Raw genomic sequence first — 21,111 nt, 5'->3', positions numbered from 1 at the left:
CACCGGTCGGCGACAACCCCGGCCGCCCGTCGCCAGGCTGACGCGCGGCGACGATGACCACAGCCCTCGAGGCCGGGTTCGCCGCGGAAGCCGCATGGAGCCCCAGCGCGCCGACGCGGCCGACAACCGGTGTGCCCGCGCGCCTACGCCTCGTCGGCCGCGGGATGGGCAAGCCGGGTCAGCAGATCCGTCAGCTTCTCGGGCTCACCGGGCCCCAATTCCGCAACCAGACGCCCAGCCAGAGGCTCCGCCGCCACGTGGGCTGCATCGAAGAGCTCCAGCCCCTGAGGGGTGATCTCCACTGCCCGCACCCGCCGGTCCCCCGGAACGGCCTTGCGTACGGCTAGACCCTTCCGCTCCAGGTCGTCCACGACCCGCATGATTCCCGCCTTGTCCGACCCCGTCGCCGCCGCCAAATCCCGCTGCACTGTGGGCCCTTGATTGACCAGCTCGATCAGTACCGCGAAATGCCGCAACTCGATGCCGAGCGGCCGAAGCGCCTCCGCCATCACCGAGGCCGCGCGCCAGTGCGCCCGGCGCAGCAGCAGACCGAGAGCGAAAGGCGACGTATCGCCGGGACGGTCGGTCGCATGCGAGTCGGTGGTTCGGTGAGGAACGTCGGCGGCCATGAGGCCAGACTACTTCATTCGATACGGTATCGCCTGAAACTAAATGACTGCGGCTACGACACGGCCGGTCACGGCGATGACCGGACGGCCGCTTTCAGCGCCGCCTCGATTGCGTTGGTCAGCGTTTCCAGGTACTCGTCGTCGCTGCGGCCCTGTACGACCAGTACGCGGAATGCGAGCGGTGCGATCAGCAGGTCGGTGCCGAGATCCAGATCCAGGCCGGGAGGGAGTTCGCCGCGGTCGATCGCGCCCTGCAGTATCGTGCGCGCCGCCGCCCGCCGCGGCGCGGTCACTCCGGTGGAGAGCCCCTCCGTCAGCGCGTCGTCGTGACCGGCCTCGGCGAGCAGTCCGGCCGCGATCCGCGCAAGCAGCGGATGGGTCAGTTGGCTGCGGAAGGTGGCGAGCAGCTCGCGCAGGTCGGTGTGCAGGGCGCCCGTGGCCGGCGTGGGCGGGAGCGTGTCGGCGACCTTGCTGCGGATCAACTCCGTGACCATCGCCTGCTTCGAGGGCCAGCGCCGGTAGAGCGCGGCCTTGCCCACGCCGGCGCGCCGGGCCACTGACTCCATCGACATCCGCGCATACCCGGCCTCGGCGAGTTCGGCGAAGGCCGCCTCCGTGACCGCCTCGGTCACCCGCTGTCGCAGGACCGCCCCGCCGGTCGCCGGCCGGCCCTTCTTCTGCTGCTCTGACATGCTCCCGAGCATAGCGAACGGAACGGACCCGTTCCATGTGCTACCTTTATGGGCATGGACGGAACGATCCGTTTCGTTCCATTCATGGAAGGGAGCCGATGGTGAAGTTCCTCTACGACGACGAGTCCTTCTCCTTCGAGGCACTGCGTGCCGCGGGTTATGCCGCCTGTGGCGGCGCCGACCTCGGCGAGGTCCTGGTCACCTGCCGGCAGATCCCAGAGGGAGACGAGGAGGCCTGGTCGGCCCAGTGGGCCGCGACGGCGGCGCGCATCGAGCGCATCGGCCGGGACGCGCTGGCCGCCGGTCACCGAGTCAGCGCCCGGGAGGCGCTGCTGCGCGCGTCCAACTACTACCGGACCGCCGACTTCTACCGCCGCGAGGATCCCGCCACTGACGCCGAGTCGGCGCGGCTCGCCAGGGCCTCCCAGCAGACGTTCGCCGACGCGGCCGCCCTGCTCGACACTCCGGCCCGCGCCCTGCGCATCCCGTACGAGGACACCACGCTTCCTGGCTACCTGTTCCTCGCCGACGATTCGGGCACCCCACGCCCGACCGTGCTCTACCACGGCGGGTACGACTCCACCCTCGAGGAGAACTACCTGGCACTGGCCGCGGGTGCGCTGCGGCGCGGATACAACGTCATCGCGTTCGACGGCCCCGGCCAGGGCAGCACCGTCCGCGAGCAGGGCCTGCACTTCCGGCCGGACTGGGAGGCCGTGGTCACCCCGGTCGTCGACTTCGCGCTCACCGTGCCCGAGGTGGACGCCGAGCGACTCGTGCTGATCGGCACGAGCCTCGGCGGCTACCTCGCCGCGAGGGCGGCCGCCTTCGAGCACCGCCTCGCCGCGTGCGTGCTGCACGACGGCGTCGACGACTTCCACGAAGTCGCCGCCGCAACGGCCGGCCGAGCCGCTTCGGTGCCCGGCGGCATGGAGGCGCTGATGGCGCAGGACACCATGGTGCGATGGGTGGTGCGCAACGGCCGGTGGACCTTCGGTGTGTCCGACTTCGACGAGCTGGTCGAGGCAAGCGAGGCGTACACCCTGGCGGGTATCGCCGACCGCATCACCTGCCCGACACTCGTCCTCGACGCCGAGAACGACCAGTTCTTCAAGGGGCAGCCGCAGCGTCTGCTCGGCGAGCTGACCTGCCGGAAGGAGCTGATCTCCTTCCGCGAGGACGAAGGCGCCGGCGAGCACTGCCACGAGGGTGCGCTCTCCCTGTTCCACCAGCGCACCTTCGACTGGCTCGACACCCGGCTCGCCGGCTGACCGCGCAGGCCGACAAGGTCATGGTCCCAGGTCGGGAGGCACTTCGCGTTTCCGGCCGACGCTTGACTCCGCCTCAACCGAGACGGCGAGGTATTCTCGCCGGCCCCACAGACTCGCGAGACCGCTGTTTCAGGAGTGCCAGCTGTTGTTGGCGACGACCGGAGCCGCGGCGCAGGACCGCACACCGCGGCTGTGGCAGGTCATGCCTGTTCGTCTACTGGTGGCCGGAGTTGTGGGCCGCGCTGAGGATGAGATCTGTGACGGCTTGAGGGTGGGAGACCAGGGACACGTGTGAGGAGTTGATCTCCACTGTCTGGCGTGCGTGTGCGCGTTTGGCCTCGTACCGTTCGAGGCTCGGGTTGATGGCCCGGTCCTGTTTGCCGATGAGCACGTAGACGGGCTTGTCCCGCCAGGCCGCCTCGGTGAGCTTGTCGGTGAAGGCCGACTGTGCGATCGGGCGCTGTGTCGCTGCCATGACGGACGCCTGCTGCTGGGAGAGGTCCTGGGCGAAGGTGGCGTGGAGTTCGGCGGGCTGGATGTACACGTCGGTGCCCGTGGTGCCGTCGCCGTTGCGGAACGGGACCTGCTTCAGCGCCTTGGTGAGTGGGGCGGCGGGGAACTTGCCGGAGAGGCCGGCGAAGGACTCTCCCTTGTCCGGAATGATCGCGTTGATGTACACGAGTGCCTTGACGTTGTCGATGCCGGCGGCTGCCTGTGAGATCACTTCGCCGGCGTAGGAGTGTCCGACGAGGACGATCGGTCCCTTGACGGTTTTGAGGAGGCTGTTCAGGTATGTCGAGTCCTGGGGTATGCCGCGCAGCGTGTTGGGTGGGGCGATGACCTGGTAGCCGTCCTGCTGCAGGCGCTGCACCACTGCGCTCCAACTGGACCCGTCGGCGAATGCGCCGTGTACGAGCACCACGGTCGGCTTCTGGCCCGCCGGGGCCCTGCCGACATCGTCTGCGGCGTGAGTCGGCAGCACGGTCAGGGCGGAGAGCAGCGCCACTCCGAGCGCCAGTCTGCCCTTGCCGGATGCCGGGATTCCAGAGACGATCATGCGCTTCCACTTCCTCGGCGTACAAGGTGAACTTGGCTTGTTCGGCGACTGGGAACGGTGAGGATCGCTCGGAAGACATCGGCCGCAGCCGCCGCTGTCGTGTGCGGTCGGCGACGCGAACCGGGGCGGGGACTCAGGCACGGGAAGCGTGATGGTCCGCGTTCCGCCGTATGCCGCAGATCACCATCTTCGCGTGTCTGTGCTTGTCGCGCATCCGATGCCGAGTTGGAAGGCACGGCTCCCGATGCTTGGCGCCACACCGCGGGTCGAGCGAGGGCATGAATGGGTGAACCGCCGTCTTTGTCAAGCGGTCAGACGGTTGATTCACGGCTATTGCTACGAGGAAGCCTGTGACGGGTGGGGTCCTCGCCTGCACCGCCTGGACGCTGACCACCGTCGAGGGCGTCGCGGAGTCCCTCACTCTCGCCCACGCCTACGAACGCCGTAGCTGGAGCCACGCTGAAGCCCTCGACGAGTGGCGGCGCAGCACCCCCTGGCAACTGGACCTCCTCGAAGCGGCTCAGGTCTTCTGCCGTCGAGTTGACCGTGGCACCGGTGCCGACGCCACCGCCCAGGTCCACAGCACGGCACTCGACTTCATCGCCTGGGCCACCACACGACAAACCACCCACGCTCGGCTACCACCCCATCGCTCAATCACTGAACCTGGGAAAACTCATCGCCGAAAATTAGATGTGCTCCTGTCACGCATTTTCCAAATGCTCGCACGAAATACTAATCGGCGTTTTCGCGATGCCGATCAGGTTGCATATGCCGGGATTCCCGCTCACACTTGTGGTATGGCTTGAAACTTATCACTCATGCCCTATCGAGGGGCAACGTTTCCAGAGGAGCGTCGTATGGCCAAGATTCTTTGCGTGCTGACCGGCGCGAGCTACTGGACCCTGAAGGACGGGCACCGACACCCCACCGGCTACTGGGCCGAGGAGTTCGTGGCTCCTTACAGTGTGTTCACCGACGCCGGATACGAGGTCACAGTGGCAACTCCGGGTGGAGTCGTTCCCGTTGTGGACACGATGAGCTTGGAGCCCCGCATGGCAGGCGGTGAGGAAACCGCACTCCGGCAGGAGGCCGTCATCGAGTCGGCTGACGAGCTCCGCCACCCCATCTCCCTCAAGGAAGTGCACCTCAAGGACTACGCCGGGGTCTACTACCCCGGAGGCCACGGCCCGATGGAAGACCTCTCGGTCGACCCCGACTCCGGGGCGCTGTTGAGAGAAGCCCTGGCTTCCGGCAATCCACTCGGCATCGTCTGCCACGCCCCGGCTGCTCTACTCGCGACCCGTGATGCAAACGGCCACACACCCTTCGCGAACTATCGCTTGACGGGTTTCTGTAACGAAGAGGAAGCCGGCGTCGGCTTCGCCGACAAAGCAAAGTGGCTGTTGGAGGACGAGTTGAAGAAGCTGCCGACCCAGTACTCGAGGGGACCGGCCTGGAAGCCCTACACGGTCGTCGACCGCAACCTCTTCACAGGGCAGAATCCCGCTTCCTCAGGTCCACTCGCCAAAGAGCTCGTCAAGGCTCTGTCGTCCTGACTGCGGGGATGGAAAATACCCTGTGGTGGGTCTGGGGGGCAGTGGCGTAGCGGATGCGTCCTAGTAGGGCCTGTCCGACGGGTCCGTGTGACTGCCTTACGCTGCGATCCTTCCGTCGGCGTGGGGCGGGGTGATCGCCCTGCACGCAGCCACAACAGCCCCGGGCGTAGCCGACTTGCTTCCTCCGCGGCGTGGGCTGCGTTGATGCGGGTGTCGACGCCGGCGGGGCCGGTGCCGTCCATGGACGAACAGCAGCCGCGCGAAGAACTGGTAATGCCTGTGCCGTTCTTCCTGGAACACCTAGTACATGAGTGCGTCGGGGATGACGGCCCCACCGCCCCCGATCGGATGGTGGACCTCGGGGATCCAGTCGAGCGGTCGGCACAACTCGCCTCGGCGACGGGCGTCCTGCAGGAACGCTAGGCCGGTCTCGTTCACCGTCAGCGTGTGACCGACCCGCAGCCGCGCAGTTCTGGCCACTCGCAGTCGATCTGCATGCCGTAGGCAGGGGGAAACCAACCTCTCCTTCGGCCTGCCTGCGGGAGGGTGATCCGGTCGATCAGCCAGGTGCATGTGAGCGGTAGCGGCCATCCGGTACTGCGTCAGCACCGCCATCGCCAGCCGGACACCACCGCCCGCATCCACGCTTGCCAACGTCGTCATGGGGAGCAGATCCTTCCTCACAATGCGGCACCGTCTCAGCCGGACAACACTGCCCCCACACGCTGGGTCACTCGGATGGCCACGCCCTCGAAGGCCCGTCCGCCGTGTCGCTCCAGGTCAAGCTGCCCTTTGAGGGTGTCGTTGAGCGACTCGATCAGCTGGCGGACCTTCTTGAGTATCGGCTCTCCGTAGCGCTTAGAGGCGCAGGCCCCAGAAGGAACGGGCGTGGGACGCGCAGTAGCCGTAGCCGGCCCAGCCCGCCATCTTCGAACGCTGGACGGTCGGGCGTGACATGCCGCACGGCACCGGGGCGGAGTCGGCGATCCATACCGTGTCGGTCCAGAAGTCACTGTCCATGGCAAGCTCTCGGATCATGCGCTTGAGCAGCGGCAGCGCAGCCTTCAACCGCCTGTGGCAGCCCGGCCGTTGGGGGAGGTACGGGAACATGTCGGGCGGGTGTTTGTTCGCGTAGCGCAGCCACCGGGCCTCCGAGTGGTACCCGAGCAGAGCCTGAGCCACAGCAAGACAGACGAGTTCGGAATCACTGAGCAGTGGCGGTCTACCGAGGCACCGGGTTCCTCCCATTTCGTCGTCGATCTTCACGTAGAGTGCGGTCAGGAGGGGTTCAGGTCTGTCGTCACACGCGGATCTTCGACGCCCTCTGCCCGCCCCGGAGGCCAAACCGCACAGCCACGCGTCGTTGCACTCGGTGGGACTGCGTAGCCATTGCAGAATCGAGGTCGGCACCAAGGCGAGGGCCGCAGCCGCGTGGTTGGACAGCGTGGGAATGGTGTCCGGGAGGCGGGGCACATGGGTCGGTGTAAGGCGCATGCGATTGGTGGTTGCAAGGGAGGTTCGTGATGCTCATGGCGCACCCGGCCGTGTTGAAGAACTTGATCGAGCAGTACGAGACGCTGCGTGTCCTGCACGCGGAAGAGGGTCATGAGGAGGTGCGGCGGCGGATGGACGACATGGCTTACACGCTGTGTGTGTCGACTGGCACCAGCGATATCGACGCCGCTCTCATCGCAGCCCGGCACCGGCTGCCCGGGGCCCGTGTCGAGGACGACTCCCTCCTTGCCACCTGACTGCTTCGTTGGTCGGTCGCCTGCCGAGTTGCTGGCTTTCACAAGCCTGGATCGCCATGTCTCGCCGGGGCAATGCAGAGACTGGCACGACAGTCGCACCGGGGCGCAGCTTCGGCGCACCTCCGCGTTGGACGATCCGGGGGGCAAAGCGCAGGACTATCCGCCGCGAGTGCTGCTCGTCAACGACGCGATCGTGGCGATGGCCGGCGACACGGCCTCCTCCCGGAGCCCGGACGGCCCCACCTGACCGGCCGAGGCTCGCCGCACACCGCGCGGATCACCCTCAGACCGCCCACGCCGCCATTGGGGTGTGCATCTGCAAGCCGATGTGTCGGGGATATCTCGCACCCGCAGGTGTCCCACGGCAGCGGAGCGGTCCAGCCGCCGCAGCTTCCCAGCTGAGAGCGCGAGTTCCATTCTCGTCACCCGCTCTTCTTGAAGCCCCAGGTCGGCGACCTGGGGCTTCAGTGTTGGCGCGACCGTTCGGCGTCTTCTCCCGGCAATCGGAGCATGAAAAGATCGGGCACCCGGAGGGCACGAACTCTCGCTGCCTGCCTCGGGGGCGTCCCCCCCCGACGAATTCTGCCGGGGCTTCTGTGGAAGCGGGCTGGGCTTTCGGCCCCACCATCGGCCCCGGCGACCTCCAGGCCCCGGCGAGAAGGCCGCGCGTGGCGCGTGTTGGAAGTGGCCACCGCACCACCCGGAGGCCTCAACTCAGCGACGCTGAAGGGAAGCTCAGTGGCCGTCCAGCTTGGTTACAGACCGACCGGGTTGACGTAGGTACCCGGGTGGGTGGCTCCGTCCTGCTTGAGGATCTGGCCGCCGAACGGCCATTTCAGGGTGAAGTGCGTCGTCTCGTTCGGCGGGGTGACCAGGAACTTCGACGGGACGAACTTCTCCTTCTGCGGTGTGGACTTGGCAACCGGCAGCAGGGTGATGCTGAAGTCCACCGTGTCCCCCTGCCCCAGGGTCATCTTTTCGGGCTTCTCGGAGGAACGCGCCAGAGACCAGGTGCCGTCGGTCTTCTGAGCGCCGACCATGTCGACACCGGCGAAGCCGGACAGGGTGCAGGCGTGGTTGCTCCGGTTGGTGAACCAGATGTACGCCTGGGTCTGCTTCTTGGTCTGCCCCATCTCCGGCTTCGCGTCATCCCCCGTGGCGAAGCCGGCCTTCAGGTCGGCAGTGTGGCAGCGGGCCGGGGCGGCGGCCTTGGCGGGGGCGGCCGAGGCCGGGATGGCGGCAGCGGCAGTGCCGGCGACGACGATCGCTGCAAGGGCCACGGCGGTCAGCTTGCTCTTCATAGTGTTTCGGGTTCCCCTCGAATACGAATCGGCGCGCGAGGTCAGTGCGCGCCTACACACCTGAAGACGTGCAATGCCCGAGTTGCGGTTTCATCTCCGTCCTGGGTTTCAGCGGCATGATCTGGCGGACTGGGCGATCGCCAGCGGGGGCGTCCTGAGCATTCTCTTCTCCTTCGGGGACTGGGAGTTGGATCGGCGGCTGGAAGGCGAACCGGCCGGCTGTACGTCGCCTACACCTCGACGGCCGGCGCCGGGACGGTCGGCCTCCAGAGCGTCAGCGCCGTCCAGTCGGGCTCGGGAAGTGCGACGTTCCTTGGTGAGTTGGCCGCCGCTGGCCCATGCCGTCCATTTAGCCCACCAGGATGACGGTCGATGCGCGGCGGACCGGCAGAAGCGCTGGTTCAGGCGGCTGCTCGGGCTCCCGGAGCTTGGCCCGGTGTGCACTCATGCGCCTCGACGTGGGCGGTAGAAGGGCGTCGGGGCGGGGGAGCACGTGCACAGTTGACGCTCGCTCGTGAGGGGTCGCCATGGGTTCCATGTGCCGCGCCGTGCCGCCGTTGATGCTTTCCTGCCCGTTGCTGGCGGGTTGTTCGAACGTTTCGTCCTCCGGGGCGGACATCTCGGGGAAGAGCGGAGCGTCGGCGGCGGGGCCGTCGCGGACGGCCGTTCCCGACGGGAGCGGCAAAGATTGCGGTGGGTGCGGGGCCGCAGACGACGTACACGGCGCAGCAGCAGCCACCGGCAGGCAGCTGTCACTACCGGTATGAGAAAGGCGAGTCCCCTCGAAGACCGGTCGTGCACGCCGGGTGCGATCTCGCCAGCGGTGACGCAGGCGAACCTGGCGTCGACGATCTGCCGCAAGGGCGGCTACACCAAGAACATCCGGCCGCTGGAGGCGATCACCCGCAAGGAGAAGGAGGCGAACGCCGCGTCCTACGGCTACAACGGCAGCCTCGGGGATGCCGAGTACGACCACCTCATTTCGCTTCAGTTCGGAGGCGACCCCAACGACTTCCGGAATTTGTGGGTGGAGACAGCTGATCCGGGTCACAAAACGGGCAATGGGGGTCAACAACCAGAGGGATCCGGTGGAGACCAAACTGCACACCGCGGTCTGCTCCGGCAAGGTCACCCTCGCCGCGGCACAGCGCGCGATCGTCACCGACTGGACCACGGCACTGAGCACCCTTGGCCTCAGCTGACCCGACACCGTCCGTGATGCACTGTCTGATGCTGGCTGGGTGAACTGGCCGATGACGGCGCCCCGCACTGCCAGGCGGAGATGCGCACTTCGCCTGCGCCGCGGGAACCAAGCAGGCCAGGATGGGAGGATGCCGACATCGCACAAGCCCGTGATGGACCTGATCCGCGCTTCAATGGATCCTGCCAGCCGCACGGCCCGGCGCCCGGTCGATTCTCCCGCCGGCCGCGTGGTGTCGGCGGCCGCCCGCGCTGACGCTGACGAGAGCGGCACCGACAGGATCTTCCTGCTGGCCACCGGTGCCGCGGTTTCGGCGACCGGCCTCGCGCTCGTGCTGGCAGACGAGACCGAGCAAACCGCCGATGAACTCCTCACCGCGATCGAGGACGCCGCTCGGCGCCAAGCGACCCAGGGAGAACCAAAGCTGAACGCGGTGCCGGTGATGCGCGCTCTGCTGGCAGGCCAGGACAGCGCAGGCGAAATTCTCGGGGCGACCTTCGCCAGGGATCAGGGCGAGTTCTTCGACCTGATCCTCGAACTCGCAGACTTCACCGCCACCTGCATCACCATCCGGGACACGCAGCACGGGACGCCGGTCGCAGACACGCTGGCCGACCTGGAGGAGATGCTCAAAGACTTCGTCGGCAGCTGAACCCGGCTCCCGCACGCCACAGCCATAAGCGTCCGCTCATGCTGCGCCGCGCGGCGAAGGTATGGGAGCGTGGATGCCGCCGGGCCCGTCGCTTTCCCCGTAGCGACGGGCCCCTCGCCGTTCGGGTGCCGCGATCTGCTGCGCGCTGATCTGAGGCCATAACAGAGCATGGAGTGATCCGTGGGCCGTCTTTGGGAACGGCGCTGTGGTGAAGGAGCGAGATGCAGGCACTGACGCTTGGTCCCACGAACCATGGGCGTGTCGTGCTCTTCGCGGCTGGAGCGGGCGGCGATCCGGAGCGTTATCGCCCCCTCCTGGAGCACCTGGCAGTCCATGGCTGCCAGGTCATCGCGCCTTACTTCGAGCGCCTTGTCGCGCGGGAGGCGACCACGGCTGAGTTGCTTGCACGCCCGGTCGCGCTGGTCGAGGCGCTCCACCGGTGGGCGTCTCCGGATGCGGCTGTTGTGGTGGTCGGCCACTCGATCGGTGGATGGGCTGGCCTCTGTCTCGCCGGTGCGACGCCCTGGGGGCGGGACGGCAAGCCGCTGGACGTCCCACGAGAGCCACGCGTCAGCCGTCTCGCCCTGTTCGCGCCCGCTGCCGGCTGGTTCGCCGCTCCGGGCGCCTTGGACGCGGTGACAGCGCCGATGCTCGTCTATGCGGGAGAAATGGACACCGTGACGCCCGTCGAGCAGGCCATCCGCTTGAAACGCGCGTCAGCCCAGGTCGACCTTCGCGTCGTGCCGGGGGCTGGTCACTTCAGCTTCATGAATACGCCTCCGCCGGGCACGGTCGAAGACGAGGGCTTCGAGCGTGCTCAGTTCCTCGCTGACCTCGCGCAAGCGACCATGGAGTTTGCCATCGCGTCCTGAGGTGATGTGACGCGCCGTTCGGACGCTGTCCGGACGGCGCGGTGTCGCCAGGCTGTGCGAGTGACAGAACCAGTACGGGGCCGCGAGATCGATGGCGACGAGGTGCGCTCTCCCCGGCGGTCACGCAGGCGAACCTGAAGTCGACGATCTGCGCCAAGGGTGGCCACACCAAGAGGGCCCGCCCGCCGGCCTCCGTCACTGGCAAGGAGAAGAAGCTCAACGCCGCCTCGTACGGCTATACAGGCAGCCTGGCGGATGCCGAGTACGACCACCTGATCCGTCTCCAGCTGGGCGGGGACCCCAACGACTCGCGCAACTTGTGGGTACAGCCCGCCGATCCGGGTCACGCGCCGGGCGGCGGCATCAACAACAAGAAGGACCCGTGGAGACGAAGCTGCACCGTGCGGTCTGCTCCGGGAAAGTCACCCTCGCCACGGCGCAACAGGCCATCGTCACCGACTGGACCACCGCGCTCACCCGGCTCTCTCTCGCCTGACACTCGCTATCTAGCCGAAGCCGCGGCCCAGATCGTCCAGGCCGCGGGCCTGAACGCCGGATCTCTCTTCGGCCTCGCCACCGCCCAAGGGCCTGGCCACCATCGAACAGCTTCCCGTCGAGCAGCAACAGCAGCTCGTACGCGCCGCCGCCCGGCGGTACGCGATCAACGCACCCTCCCGGCCGCCGTCAGGACCAGCCGCTCCGCCGCCCAGCCCAGCACTAAGCCGCTCCCGCTGACCCGGCGCCGCCACCCGCCCCTACACCTACGAGCATCCGCGCCCGTTCAATCCAGGAGAGTCTCTTCTTGCGCATCCGTTCCATCCGCCGCCTGTCAGCAGCCGTCGCTGTCGCCGCCACGGTGACCGGCAGCCTTGCCTTGGCACCGACCGCCTCCGCCCAGAGCCCTCACCCAGTCCTGCCAGAAGCGTGCTTGCGGCTTCTGTCCACTGCAGTGGTGTCGCACCGGAACGCGACCGCGTTATTTCGTGTGACCACCCAGTGGGCCCACCAAATGCCGCTGGAACTGGGCTACTTCTCGTCCCGCTTGTCGTCCACCATGGCAGTGGACGCCCGAGCGAGGCCGGCGGGTGGGCTCGCCGAGCTGCGCTCAGCGGCACAGGGTGCGCAGGGCCGTGCGGCAGTCCGCGGCCCTGCGCTGCGGGTCGGTGTCGGTGCCGGCCCAGGCGATCCGGGCGTCCGGCCGGATCAGGACGGCGGTGACGTCCCGCCATACCGGATGCGAGTCCTCGGCATTGACGGCTACCGTCCGCTGGTCCAGGCCGGGCGCGGAACACGGCGTCCGCGTCCCGCCGAGGTCCAGCAGCAGCGGTCGGCCGTGATGCATCAGCGGGTGGGCGGTGGGCGCGTCGGCCACATTCAGGGCGAGGTGGGCCAGTCGCGTACCGGTCAGCGGGTGCGCGCCGGGTGCGGTGCCGGCGGGGAGCGGGTCGTCGAAGCCGGCGATCCTTCGGGCCCACTGTCGGTTGGTCCGTGGTTCGGCCAGCGCGGCGGACCAGACCTCACGCAGCGCGATCTGCTCCGGGCTCGCCGCAGCGAACAGGGCCAGTTGCGCGCGGGTGTTGTCGATGACGGCGCGGGCGGCCGGCCGCCGCTCCGCGTCGTAGCTGTCGAGCAGTCCGTCAGGCGCCCGGCCCTGGAGGGTGGCCGCCAGTTTCCAGCCCAGGTTGGTGGCGTCCTGGATGCCGAGGTTCATGCCCTGCCCACCGGCGGGGAAGAACATGTGCGCCGCGTCCCCGGCTACCAGGACCCGTCCGGCCCGGTAGTGCGCCGCTTGCCGGGTGGCGTTGCCGTAGCGCGACAGCCACCGGGGGTTGCGGATGCCGAGGTCCCGTCCCAGCAGCACGCGGATCTGCTCGCGCACCTCCTCCAGGGTCAGCGGGGCATCGGTGCCGCGGTGCATGGTGGCCGTGGACAGGCCCGCCAGCCGGTGGACGCCGTCGCCGATCGGGGCCGCCAGGAACGACCCGGCCGGCCCGGTGGCGGCCAGCGGCCCCGTCGGCGGATCCTCCAGTTCGACGTCGGCGAGCCACCCGGTCATGGTGGTGTCCTGACCGGGAAAACCGATGCCGGCCGCCTGGCGCACCGCGCTGCGGGTGCCGTCGCAGCCCACCACCCAGCGGGCCCGCACGGTCCGATGGGCACCGGCGGCCCGGATCACCGTCTCGACGGCGTCCGGCCCCTGGGTGAGTGAGACGACCTCCTCCCCGCGCAGCACCCGGGCGCCCACGGCGAGTGCGTGTTCCTCCAGGAGCTGTTCGGTGACGGACTGACCGAGCGCCAGCATGAACGGGTGCACCGCCCCCACCGTGGAGAAGTCCAGCCGGGTGGTCGCCGCGCCGAAGTGGCCGGTCGGCACCGGGGTGCCGCGTTCGATGAACCGCTCCGCGAGGCCGCGGGTGGCGAAGGTGTCCAGCGTGCCGGCCTGCATGCCGACCGCGCGCGACCGTCCGTCCGGGGCCGCCCGGCGCTCCACGACGGTCACCTCCACCCCGTGCAGGCGCAGCTCCGCGGCGAGCCAGAGCCCCACCGGGCCGGCCCCGGCGATGAGCACATCGAGCATGACAACCACTTCCTCTCACTTTTGGGACGATGCGCCGTGACGGCGGCGCGCCGATGTACGGGGACAGGGCCGGCCTCGTGGCGTCGGGTGGCAATGTGGCTCAGCGGGCGCTGCCGAGGTTCCGGTCATGGTCGGCGCCTTCGAGCATGAGGGTGGTCTCCTCGATGCGGCGGAAGCGGCCGTCGGGGGCGAACTCGCCGAAGAGGTAGACCTCCATGCGGACGATGGAGCCGTCGGTCTTGATGACTTCCATCGTGTGGCGGTCGGCGTAGCGATCGCCGGACGAGAGTTCGTCGTGCACCTCGACCGAGCCGCCGGCGACGACCGTGCGCAGGTGGGCGATGTGGGCAAGGAACTCGGAACGGTTCGCCCAGCTTCCGTCGGTGCGCTGGCGGTAGTCGGGGGCGAAGTGCCGGTCGGCCGCCTCGTCGAGGTCGAGGCCCGGGGTGAGGAGCAGGTCGGTGAGGGCGGCGCGGGCGTCGGTGTGGGTACTGGCGGTGGTCATGACGGTCCCCTTGGAGTTCACGTTTCGACAGAAAGTGCGTGCGTCGAGCACGCACTCGCCACCGTACTACAGATTGCGTGCGTCGCGCACGCTAGTCTTGGGTCATGCCTAACGATGTGGGACACGAGATCGCCGACGCTCTTGGAGCTCTGCTCAGGCGAAGCACCCGAGCACGGTTGTACGCGCGCCTGACGGACGGCCTGGGCGAGGCGGTGGACGAAGCCACCTACCCCGTCCTCAGTGGGCTCGCCCGGACCGGCCCGTGCAGCGCTGCCGACCTCGCGGGCGAGATCGGCCTCGACCGCTCCGGCGTCACCCGCCGCGCCACCCGCCTGGAGGAAGCCGGTCTGCTGCGCCGCGAACCCGACCCCGACGACCGCCGCGCCACCCTGCTCGCCCTGACCCAAACCGGACAGCAGGCGGTGAAGACCACCCGACAGCGCCTCGCCGCACTCATCGAAGCGTCCCTCGCCTCCTGGCCGCCCGAGGAGGCACAGAGCTTCGCCCGCCAACTCCACCGCTTTGTCGCCACCGGCCCATTCGCGGCTTCATGACGCCAAGCACGCGGGGTGCGAGTGCACGATGCCGGACCGCGCCGACGCGCATGCTGGTGAGCGTCCCGCTCGGCGACGAAGACGGCCTCGGGGATCAATGGACCCGTGGTCGGCGCTGAGATTGATCATGGTCTCGGGTCCGATGTCACGGAAGGGATCTTCCTGGTTGTCGCAACACTCCAGTTCAGGGGGATGCGATGGACTTCGAGATTCGGAAGGACGTGGCGATCACCAGCAGGACTCGCGGTCCCGGCCATGGTGCCGTAGACCGGGTGCATGGTGCTGCAACTGCCGGTTGAACCCATGCTGGCGCAGGCTCGTGACCAGATGCCACCACCCGGCGCGCTCCCCGGCGGGCCGGTGTTCCAACCGAAGTGGGTTGGTCCTCCAGGCACTTGAAGTTGTCTCATCCGAGTGACGGCTCGGCGTCTCTCAGCACGCCTCCGATCGGCACCAGAAGACCGCACAGCCCTGCAGCCGCGCGCCACAGGCGTGGACGCGAACCGTGACGCCCACATAACATGTCACCGTTAACTTAACGGCGACAACCTGAGAGGCCGCGATGACCATCACCGCGCAAGACGTCTACACCTTGGCGCCGTTCGCCAGGACGCTCGGGATACGCTTCGGATCCCTCAAGGCCGACGCTGTCACCGCGCAACTCGCCTACACGCCCGAGCAGTCCACCATCGGCGCCGCGATGCACGGCGGGGCACTGATGGGGCTGGCCGATGTAGCCGGCGCCGTGTGCGCCACGCTGAACGGGACCGCCGACACCGCCCCCGCGACCATGGAATCCACCACCCACTTCCTGCGGCCCGTACACGGCACCGGCGCCTTCGCGACCTCCCGCCCGCTGCACGTCGGCAAGTCAACGGTCGCCGTGGAAATCGACATCAGGGATGACAAGGACCGGCTCTGCGTCCGCGTCACTCAACTCGTCGCCCTCCGGAGGCGCCATGACTAAGGGACCCGGCCAGACCACGGCCGACGCCCGCGCCAGCACAACCGAAGGCCGTCGGCGCAGTCGCGCCAAGCGAGGCCACGGCGGCCGACTGAGGGACGAGCTCATCGAAGCGGCCGGCACGCTGCTCGACGACGCCGGCGAGGACGGCGTGACCATCCGTGCGGTGGCACAGGCTGTCGGGGTCAGCACCCCCTCGGTATATCTGCACTTCGACAACCGACTGGAACTGCTGCACACCGTGTGCCTCGGGGTCTGGGACGAGCTCGGCCAACGGATGCTGAGCATCAGCGCCCAGACCACCGACCCGTTCGCTGAACTCCACCAGCGCAGTGTCGCCTACATCAGGTTCGGGCTCGATCATCCCCTGCGCTACCGCCTGGTCGCGACCGGACCTGCGACAGCCGCCACTGAGCAGGTCGCCGACGCCTGCTTCCGATTCCTGCGGGAAACGGTGCAGCGATGCGCCGACGCCGGCGTGCTCCACGGCGATGTGACGGCGCTGACCCGGGCCATCTGCGCGTGCCTGCACGGTGCCGTCTCGCTGCTGATCCTCCAGCCGACCTCGAAATGGCCCGACGACATCCCCCGGTACGCAGACGATGCCGCCACCCTCGCCTGCCAGGGCGCCGCCGCCCTCTCACGCGCGCACCATGGCCGCTACGAAACGTGAACTGTTCTGCCCTGGGCAACGCTCCGCTACGCCTCGCTGGCGTTCTCATCGGCCGACGCTTGGCGCAGCGGTCGGCGGCGGCCTGCGCGGGGGCAGAAAAAGGGCTGGTCCACCATGCCCTTGCGGTAGTGCTGGCGCAGTTCGCCGCGCTGTCCGAAGAAGATCCGCCGGGCCAGGCGGTGGCGGGCCTCGGCGATGTTGAGCTGCTTGCCGATCATGCGCCGGTTTTGAAGTGGCCCAGACAGCGAGCTGATGTCTCATGAGACATATCAAAGTCTGGAGAAGGACGGCTTCAGAGCCCTCGTTTTCACCCCTACCCGTCGCCCGGACCCGTCCTGATCCAGTCCCGGCGCGGGGCAGTGATCCTGGCCCGTTTCCCCGACCTCGTGCACGCCGCCGCCGAGCTCCCCGACGGCCTGATCCTCGACGGAGAACTGCTGGTATGGGCCGGTGAGCACCTGTCCTTCGAGGCCCTGCAACGGCGCGCGGTCTCCCACGGCCGTACCGGCGCCCGGCTTGCTGAGCAGATGCCGGCCCACTTCGTTGTGTTCGATGTCCTCCAGATCGACGGTCATGAGTTGTTGCGGACGCCGTACGCCGAGTGCCGGGCGCGGCTGGAGACGGTGTTCGCCGAACACCACCTGGCCGACCCGTGGACGCTGTGCCCGGAAACCCGCGATATGACCCTCGCCCGGGAACGGCTGATGTCCTGGACCGAGGTGCCCGGCATTGAGGGCCTGATCATCCGTGGAAGCCAGCAGCACTACCTGCCCGGTGCCCGCGCGCTCATCAAGACCGGGGTGCGATCCTGCGGGCCGTCGCCCGCAGCACACAGCTGCAGCCCCGTCACGTCCGGCATCTCGCCGATCAGCTCACTGCGGCCAAGAGAGGTCACCCGTGGGAGGGCGTCCGGTTCACTACGACATGGGGGTCCCGAACCCCGCTGGACGTGGTCCTTGTCGAGCCGGAACGGGTCGCCGAGATTATTCGGGGGACGGCGCGGGCTCGTCGCCGACCGAAGGTGAGGCCGGACAGCGCCGACCAGGCGTCACGCCTCCTCGCCTGCGCGGCCCAGTTGGGCAAGAAGGGTGCGCCATGACTGTGATCCTTGCGCCCCGCAGACCCCCATGGTGTTCGTCGAGCCGCGGGAGGAGCCCGCGGGTGACGGCCCCTACCGTTGGCGGCTCAAGAACCAGCTCCAGAGGCCGACCGATCGGCCGCCTCCACCACGCGCCCGTCCCCGAGCCCGGGGACGGGCGCCGCGCTGTTCGGGTGTTCCGTCAGCCGGACACCGCTGTGGAGGTCACCTCAGCACCTTCTGCCGGACGACGATGTGCCCGGCGTCGGGGTTGAGGCTGCCGCCGAGGCGGCGGAAGGCTCCGTCGGTCAGGTCCAGGCACAGGGGTGTCTGCTTCGTCCGCCGGAAGGTGCCCCGGTCGTTGATGCGCACGACCAGGGACTTGCCGTTGGCTACGTTGGTGACCTTCACTTTGGTGCCGAACGGCAGCTGGGGCCTGCGGGTCAGCGATGTCGCCGCGGTGTTCTTGCTGTTGTCGAAGACGTCGCCGTTGGCCGTCTGGGTGCCGGCGGGTATCGGGCCGTAGTGCGACGCCCAGCACGTCCTCCTGTGGGCCTGCGCGGAGTCGGGGGCGGCCGAACTCGCCGGAGCGAGCGCCACCGTCGCGGTCAGCGCGGCGACGCCGGTCGCGAGCGAGAGTCGCAGGATCCGCTTACTCATGTTTCTTGCCTCGTTTCCCTTGCAGTTGGATCCGGGTGGGAGTGAGTGGGTTCTGGGGCGCATGTTCCGTTCAGCCCGCCACGCGGTAGGCAGCGCCCACTCGGTTGGCCTTCGCGCCGTGGTAAAGACCGGTGCCGTCGCCGCGGTTCGTGGAGAGGGTGAACCACGCATACCGGTGGACGTAGGACAGGTTCTGGAGCATGGCCGTCGACTGCTTCACGAACGCGGCCTGCTGCGCCTTTGTCGGATAGCGCGGGGAGCCGGCGGAGAAGTCGGTCAGCGCGTATTCGGTGAGCCAGATCGGCTTCTTGTAGCGCTGGTGCACGGCTTGGAGGTAGCTGCGCAACTGTGCCGTCGCGCGCTGGGCGTTGAAGTCCGCGCCGTACCAGTGCAGGGGGATGAAATCGACCCGGTAGTGACGAGCGGCGGCACCCTTCATGAACCGGTCCAGCCAGCCACCGGCGACATCGCCTCCGGTGGCCACGGCGGGCGCGCCGAGCCGCATACCGGTCGACTGCAACCGGGGCCACAGGTCGAGTGCCTGACGCACCGTCATGTGCGCCTGATCCGGCCTGTCGGGCTCATTGAAGCCGAGCAACGTCCCGCCCTGCTTCTTGGCCCGGCCGAGTTCCCTCTCGGTCACCGAGCCCGCGTCGTGGATCATGGGTACGAACTCGACACCGCGCGGAGCCTTGATTCCCCCCTTGCCCGAGGACCAGGTGTAGAACCAGCCGACCTTCGCATCAGCCAGTGCCTTGGTGACCCCATGGAAGTTCCAGGCACTGATGCCCTTCTTCTTCACCGGGGCGGCGGAGACACCGGTATGGCTGCCGGACGCGAGCGCCGTGGATGTGCCGCCCGGACCACTGACCGCGAGTACCGCGGTCAGCACGAGCATCAGGGCTAGGGTGCGTAATTTTCGCATGACGTCTCCAAGCGGCTGACGGGCGCCGCGAGGCGCCGATCAGCGATAGGTGAATCAGCAATGCACGGAGAATGTCGACGTGCCGCCGCGGTCACGGGGGCGTCAGCAGCTGAGGTTTCCGCCCGTGCTGACGTGGAGCATCTTGGTGAACTTCTTGTACTTCGCGATCCGGTCGTGCACCTCGGCCGGGTTGCCGCCGTTGCACTCGACACCGCCGTTGATGCTGCGGATCGTCTCGCCGAAACCGCGGCTCTTGACCATCGCGTGGTGCGACGACATGGTGCCCGGGCCGGCCTGGGTCATCCAGTACCAGAGCGCCAACTCCCATGTCACGGTGGGGTTCTTCGCCGCGAGGTTCGGGTGGTGCAGCAGGTTGACGTGGAACGCGTCGCCGGCGGCCTTGTAGTTGTAGTTCCAGCTGATCTGGAGCGGGCCACGGCCGTGGTACGCGGACTGGCCGGCCGGGCAGCCGTACGGTTCGTCGGCGCAATAGGTCGGCCAGGCGGCCTTGTTCTGCTCATTGATGTAGATCAGCCCGCTGGTCTCGTGGCTGACGTTCGCGAGGAACGCGGCGGCCTCACGCTTCCTGGTCTTGGCGTCGCCGGTGTGCGCGAACGCCGGGAAGGCCTTCATCGCCTTGACCAGGCCCTGGTAGCTGTAGACCTTCTTGTGCTTCGGGAACATCTTGTTGTACTGCGCCTTGCTGATGACGAAGCCGCCCCGGTGCTCCGCGGCCGACGCCGTGGTGGCGGTCAGATCGACCGCTGTAACGGCAATCAGTACGGCGGTGAGCACGGCGTAGACAGCGCGTAGCTTTCGCATGCCAAACTCCTCGGAATAAAAGCGGGTCGCTCAAAGCGGGTTGCTCTGCGGGCATCCGGTGATGAACCTACCTGTCGAGGCCCGGAGACAATGGTCAAAAATTGCTGCGCAAGCGGCAGTTGTTGCTCGACGCGTGAGCGCAAGAACTGGCAGTCGCACGGCAGTAGTTCGCAACCTGGCTGATGGGCCGGCACGTATTTTTCGAGGCGCACTGGGCCGTCTACGCGACGTACTCTGCTGAAATTCGCGTCGCTACACAGAGGATTCCCATGACGAGCGTGAAGCACAGCGCGGCAGCCGCGCTGGCGGCACTCGGGGCGGGTACGGGCCATCACCATGGAACCCGCGGGGCGCGCGGTCAACCTCAAGCCGCCGCACGGAAAACTGAAAGGGGTGCGAGGAGATCACCATCAAGCTTCGCTGACGCTCGACGTACGCACCCGTGGATGCCCGGTCCCTGTGACCGGGCATCCTCTTTCTACGACTTCTCGCTTTGCCGGTCGTACTCGGCCCGCGCCGCCAGAACCTCGTCCATGTGGCGAATCGACCAGTTATCCCAGTCACTCCGCGGCGCTTTCGCCATGCCCGCGTTCTCCTTCCATCGCGAAGGCCACTCTCCCATGAAGAGCTACCTGATCCAAAGGTCGCTACTTTCGCAACTCACAAGAGGAACACAAAGAATGCGTGACGGACCGTCCTTCGGCGTCGTCGTGGCCGGCGGAGGCGCGGCGGGCATTGCCGCCGCCACGATCAGCTCCGTGCTCACGTGCTGCGGCTTCTTCGACCAACGCCACGAGGAGGTCGTCGCCGGCATAGGTGCCGAAGTGCTGCGACGGCTCGAGGAATACGAGGTCTACGAGGAACTGGCCGGAACCTCGACCGAAGGGGAATGCGGCCGTCGCGCACGCGCATACGGGCGAAGGCGAAGTCTCCCGCTTCAGTATGGAGGAGCTTTCTGGGCCGTGAACCTGCCGAAGGGGCGCTTGCCATGGACGTAGTCGGGAATGAACCGTGGGCGAGCAGGCGAAGACGGGGCCGTCGGCGTTCTGGAAGAACACCTTGCCCGATGTCTTCCGGCTCAGCCCGCCGCGCTTCCACGGAGTGGGTGAGGAGGCGCGGGCGGAGACCTGGTCCGGATCGGCGGTCCGTTCGGACGCCGGGGCGGGAGCCGGGGTCGGGGGTACGGACAGCTGCGGGCCGTCGTCGGCCGGGGCGGCGGAGGAGGCGGCGGTCCCTGCGGTGCGGGGTACGACCGTGACGTCCTTGGCCGCGCGCAGGCGTGCCGTCGCCCAGCCCAGGGCGGACAGTGCGAGCGCACTCACGAGTACTGCGGTGCGTCGCATGTGATGGGTTCCTCAACTGTTCGG

23 protein-coding genes and 2 pseudogenes are annotated in these 21,111 nt (G+C 68.0%); 13 read left to right on the top strand and 12 right to left on the bottom strand.

From position 1 onward, the window contains the following. Window positions 1–143: 143 nt before the first annotated feature. Both BFF78_RS04415 and BFF78_RS04410 read right to left on the bottom strand, forming a co-directional pair. Entirely contained in the window at window positions 144–629 is a 486-nt protein-coding gene (locus tag BFF78_RS04415; RefSeq protein WP_069777049.1) for a MarR family winged helix-turn-helix transcriptional regulator, read from the bottom strand. Window positions 630–697: 68 nt separating this feature from the next. Next, window positions 698–1,321 (bottom strand): TetR/AcrR family transcriptional regulator, encoded by a 624-nt coding sequence (locus BFF78_RS04410; protein ID WP_079161750.1) that lies wholly within the window; start codon window positions 1,319–1,321, stop codon window positions 698–700. Window positions 1,322–1,419: 98 nt separating this feature from the next. Between BFF78_RS04410 and BFF78_RS04405 the strand changes: the two genes are divergently transcribed. Continuing rightward, a complete protein-coding gene (locus BFF78_RS04405; protein ID WP_227025702.1) occupies window positions 1,420–2,592 on the top strand; it encodes an alpha/beta hydrolase family protein in 1,173 nt (390 codons plus the stop codon). Between the two features lie 214 nt (window positions 2,593–2,806). Here BFF78_RS04405 and BFF78_RS04400 read toward each other — a convergent pair whose 3' ends face one another. Next, window positions 2,807–3,649: an alpha/beta fold hydrolase gene (locus BFF78_RS04400; RefSeq protein WP_069777047.1), complete on the bottom strand. Its 843-nt coding sequence runs from the start codon at window positions 3,647–3,649 to the stop codon at window positions 2,807–2,809. Window positions 3,650–4,509: 860 nt separating this feature from the next. Here BFF78_RS04400 and BFF78_RS04395 point away from each other — a divergent pair. Next, the gene (locus tag BFF78_RS04395) at window positions 4,510–5,208 is read left to right on the top strand and encodes a type 1 glutamine amidotransferase domain-containing protein (RefSeq protein WP_069777046.1); all 699 of its coding nucleotides are present in this window, start codon (window positions 4,510–4,512) and stop codon (window positions 5,206–5,208) included. A gap of 300 nt (window positions 5,209–5,508) precedes the next feature. On the opposite strand, the gene BFF78_RS50475 is transcribed toward BFF78_RS04395, so the two are convergent. Both BFF78_RS50475 and BFF78_RS50010 read right to left on the bottom strand, forming a co-directional pair. After that, window positions 5,509–5,781, bottom strand: a complete 273-nt coding sequence (locus BFF78_RS50475; protein WP_237282576.1) for a replication-relaxation family protein — start codon at window positions 5,779–5,781, stop codon at window positions 5,509–5,511. 125 nt (window positions 5,782–5,906) lie between these two features. Next, window positions 5,907–6,456: pseudogene (locus BFF78_RS50010) on the bottom strand (transposase family protein). Window positions 6,457–6,731: 275 nt separating this feature from the next. Here BFF78_RS50010 and BFF78_RS04380 point away from each other — a divergent pair. Further along, window positions 6,732–6,959, top strand: a complete 228-nt coding sequence (locus BFF78_RS04380; RefSeq protein ID WP_069777043.1) for a DUF5133 domain-containing protein — start codon at window positions 6,732–6,734, stop codon at window positions 6,957–6,959. Between the two features lie 755 nt (window positions 6,960–7,714). On the opposite strand, the gene BFF78_RS04375 is transcribed toward BFF78_RS04380, so the two are convergent. After that, complete coding sequence (locus BFF78_RS04375; protein WP_069777042.1) at window positions 7,715–8,260, bottom strand: DUF4232 domain-containing protein; 546 nt, start codon at window positions 8,258–8,260, stop codon at window positions 7,715–7,717. A 1,061-nt stretch (window positions 8,261–9,321) separates the two neighbouring features. On the opposite strand from BFF78_RS04375, the gene BFF78_RS49640 reads away from it, so the two are divergent. The 4 genes and pseudogenes from BFF78_RS49640 to BFF78_RS04355 all read left to right on the top strand — a co-directional run. Then, window positions 9,322–9,462, top strand: a complete 141-nt coding sequence (locus BFF78_RS49640) for a hypothetical protein (RefSeq protein WP_335755306.1) — start codon at window positions 9,322–9,324, stop codon at window positions 9,460–9,462. A 129-nt stretch (window positions 9,463–9,591) separates the two neighbouring features. Further along, window positions 9,592–10,113, top strand: a complete 522-nt coding sequence (locus BFF78_RS04365) for a hypothetical protein (RefSeq protein ID WP_069777041.1) — start codon at window positions 9,592–9,594, stop codon at window positions 10,111–10,113. Between the two features lie 221 nt (window positions 10,114–10,334). Further along, the gene (locus tag BFF78_RS04360) at window positions 10,335–10,985 is read left to right on the top strand and encodes an alpha/beta hydrolase family protein (RefSeq protein WP_069777040.1); all 651 of its coding nucleotides are present in this window, start codon (window positions 10,335–10,337) and stop codon (window positions 10,983–10,985) included. A gap of 101 nt (window positions 10,986–11,086) precedes the next feature. Further along, a pseudogene (locus BFF78_RS04355) lies at window positions 11,087–11,481 on the top strand (hypothetical protein); the annotation flags it as partial. A 609-nt stretch (window positions 11,482–12,090) separates the two neighbouring features. On the opposite strand, the gene BFF78_RS04350 reads toward BFF78_RS04355, so the two are convergent. Continuing rightward, complete coding sequence (locus tag BFF78_RS04350) at window positions 12,091–13,563, bottom strand: FAD-dependent monooxygenase (RefSeq protein WP_069777039.1); 1,473 nt, start codon at window positions 13,561–13,563, stop codon at window positions 12,091–12,093. 100 nt (window positions 13,564–13,663) lie between these two features. Then, window positions 13,664–14,068 (bottom strand): nuclear transport factor 2 family protein, encoded by a 405-nt coding sequence (locus tag BFF78_RS04345; protein WP_069777038.1) that lies wholly within the window; start codon window positions 14,066–14,068, stop codon window positions 13,664–13,666. Window positions 14,069–14,172: 104 nt separating this feature from the next. Between BFF78_RS04345 and BFF78_RS04340 the strand changes: the two genes are divergently transcribed. The 3 genes from BFF78_RS04340 (at window position 14,173) to BFF78_RS04330 (ending at window position 16,259) form a co-directional block, all read left to right on the top strand. After that, a complete protein-coding gene (locus BFF78_RS04340) occupies window positions 14,173–14,622 on the top strand; it encodes a MarR family winged helix-turn-helix transcriptional regulator (RefSeq protein WP_069777037.1) in 450 nt (149 codons plus the stop codon). 562 nt (window positions 14,623–15,184) lie between these two features. Further along, entirely contained in the window at window positions 15,185–15,589 is a 405-nt protein-coding gene (locus tag BFF78_RS04335; RefSeq protein WP_069777036.1) for a PaaI family thioesterase, read from the top strand. Further along, window positions 15,582–16,259, top strand: coding sequence for a TetR/AcrR family transcriptional regulator (locus BFF78_RS04330; protein WP_159032938.1), 678 nt, complete (start codon window positions 15,582–15,584; stop codon window positions 16,257–16,259). Before BFF78_RS04335 ends, BFF78_RS04330 begins: the two co-directional genes overlap by 8 nt. A gap of 26 nt (window positions 16,260–16,285) precedes the next feature. Here the strand turns inward: BFF78_RS04330 and BFF78_RS04325 are convergent, their stop codons facing one another. Then, window positions 16,286–16,477 carry a Tn3 family transposase gene (locus tag BFF78_RS04325; protein ID WP_069777035.1) on the bottom strand — a complete coding sequence of 64 codons (192 nt, stop codon included), beginning with the start codon at window positions 16,475–16,477 and terminating at the stop codon, window positions 16,286–16,288. A 141-nt stretch (window positions 16,478–16,618) separates the two neighbouring features. On the opposite strand from BFF78_RS04325, the gene BFF78_RS04320 reads away from it, so the two are divergent. Beyond that, window positions 16,619–17,284, top strand: a complete 666-nt coding sequence (locus tag BFF78_RS04320) for an ATP-dependent DNA ligase (protein ID WP_069777034.1) — start codon at window positions 16,619–16,621, stop codon at window positions 17,282–17,284. 278 nt (window positions 17,285–17,562) lie between these two features. On the opposite strand, the gene BFF78_RS04315 is transcribed toward BFF78_RS04320, so the two are convergent. The 3 genes from BFF78_RS04315 to BFF78_RS04305 form a co-directional block, all read right to left on the bottom strand. Next, a complete protein-coding gene (locus BFF78_RS04315; RefSeq protein WP_069777033.1) occupies window positions 17,563–17,997 on the bottom strand; it encodes a septal ring lytic transglycosylase RlpA family protein in 435 nt (144 codons plus the stop codon). A gap of 70 nt (window positions 17,998–18,067) precedes the next feature. After that, on the bottom strand, window positions 18,068–18,895 hold the full coding sequence (locus BFF78_RS04310) for a glycoside hydrolase family protein (RefSeq protein ID WP_227025701.1): 828 nt from the start codon (window positions 18,893–18,895) through the stop codon (window positions 18,068–18,070). A 129-nt stretch (window positions 18,896–19,024) separates the two neighbouring features. Continuing rightward, complete coding sequence (locus BFF78_RS04305) at window positions 19,025–19,744, bottom strand: chitinase (RefSeq protein ID WP_069777031.1); 720 nt, start codon at window positions 19,742–19,744, stop codon at window positions 19,025–19,027. Window positions 19,745–20,424: 680 nt separating this feature from the next. Here BFF78_RS04305 and BFF78_RS47360 point away from each other — a divergent pair. Next, window positions 20,425–20,742 carry a hypothetical protein gene (locus BFF78_RS47360; RefSeq protein WP_069777030.1) on the top strand — a complete coding sequence of 106 codons (318 nt, stop codon included), beginning with the start codon at window positions 20,425–20,427 and terminating at the stop codon, window positions 20,740–20,742. Between the two features lie 13 nt (window positions 20,743–20,755). Continuing rightward, window positions 20,756–21,091, top strand: a complete 336-nt coding sequence (locus BFF78_RS04295) for a hypothetical protein (RefSeq protein ID WP_069777029.1) — start codon at window positions 20,756–20,758, stop codon at window positions 21,089–21,091. The last annotated feature ends 20 nt before the right edge of the window (window positions 21,092–21,111 follow it).

The sequence above is a fragment of the Streptomyces fodineus genome (assembly GCF_001735805.1).
Classification (GTDB): Bacteria; Actinomycetota; Actinomycetes; order Streptomycetales; family Streptomycetaceae; genus Streptomyces; species Streptomyces fodineus.
This window is presented reverse-complemented; position numbering and strand designations above follow the sequence as displayed.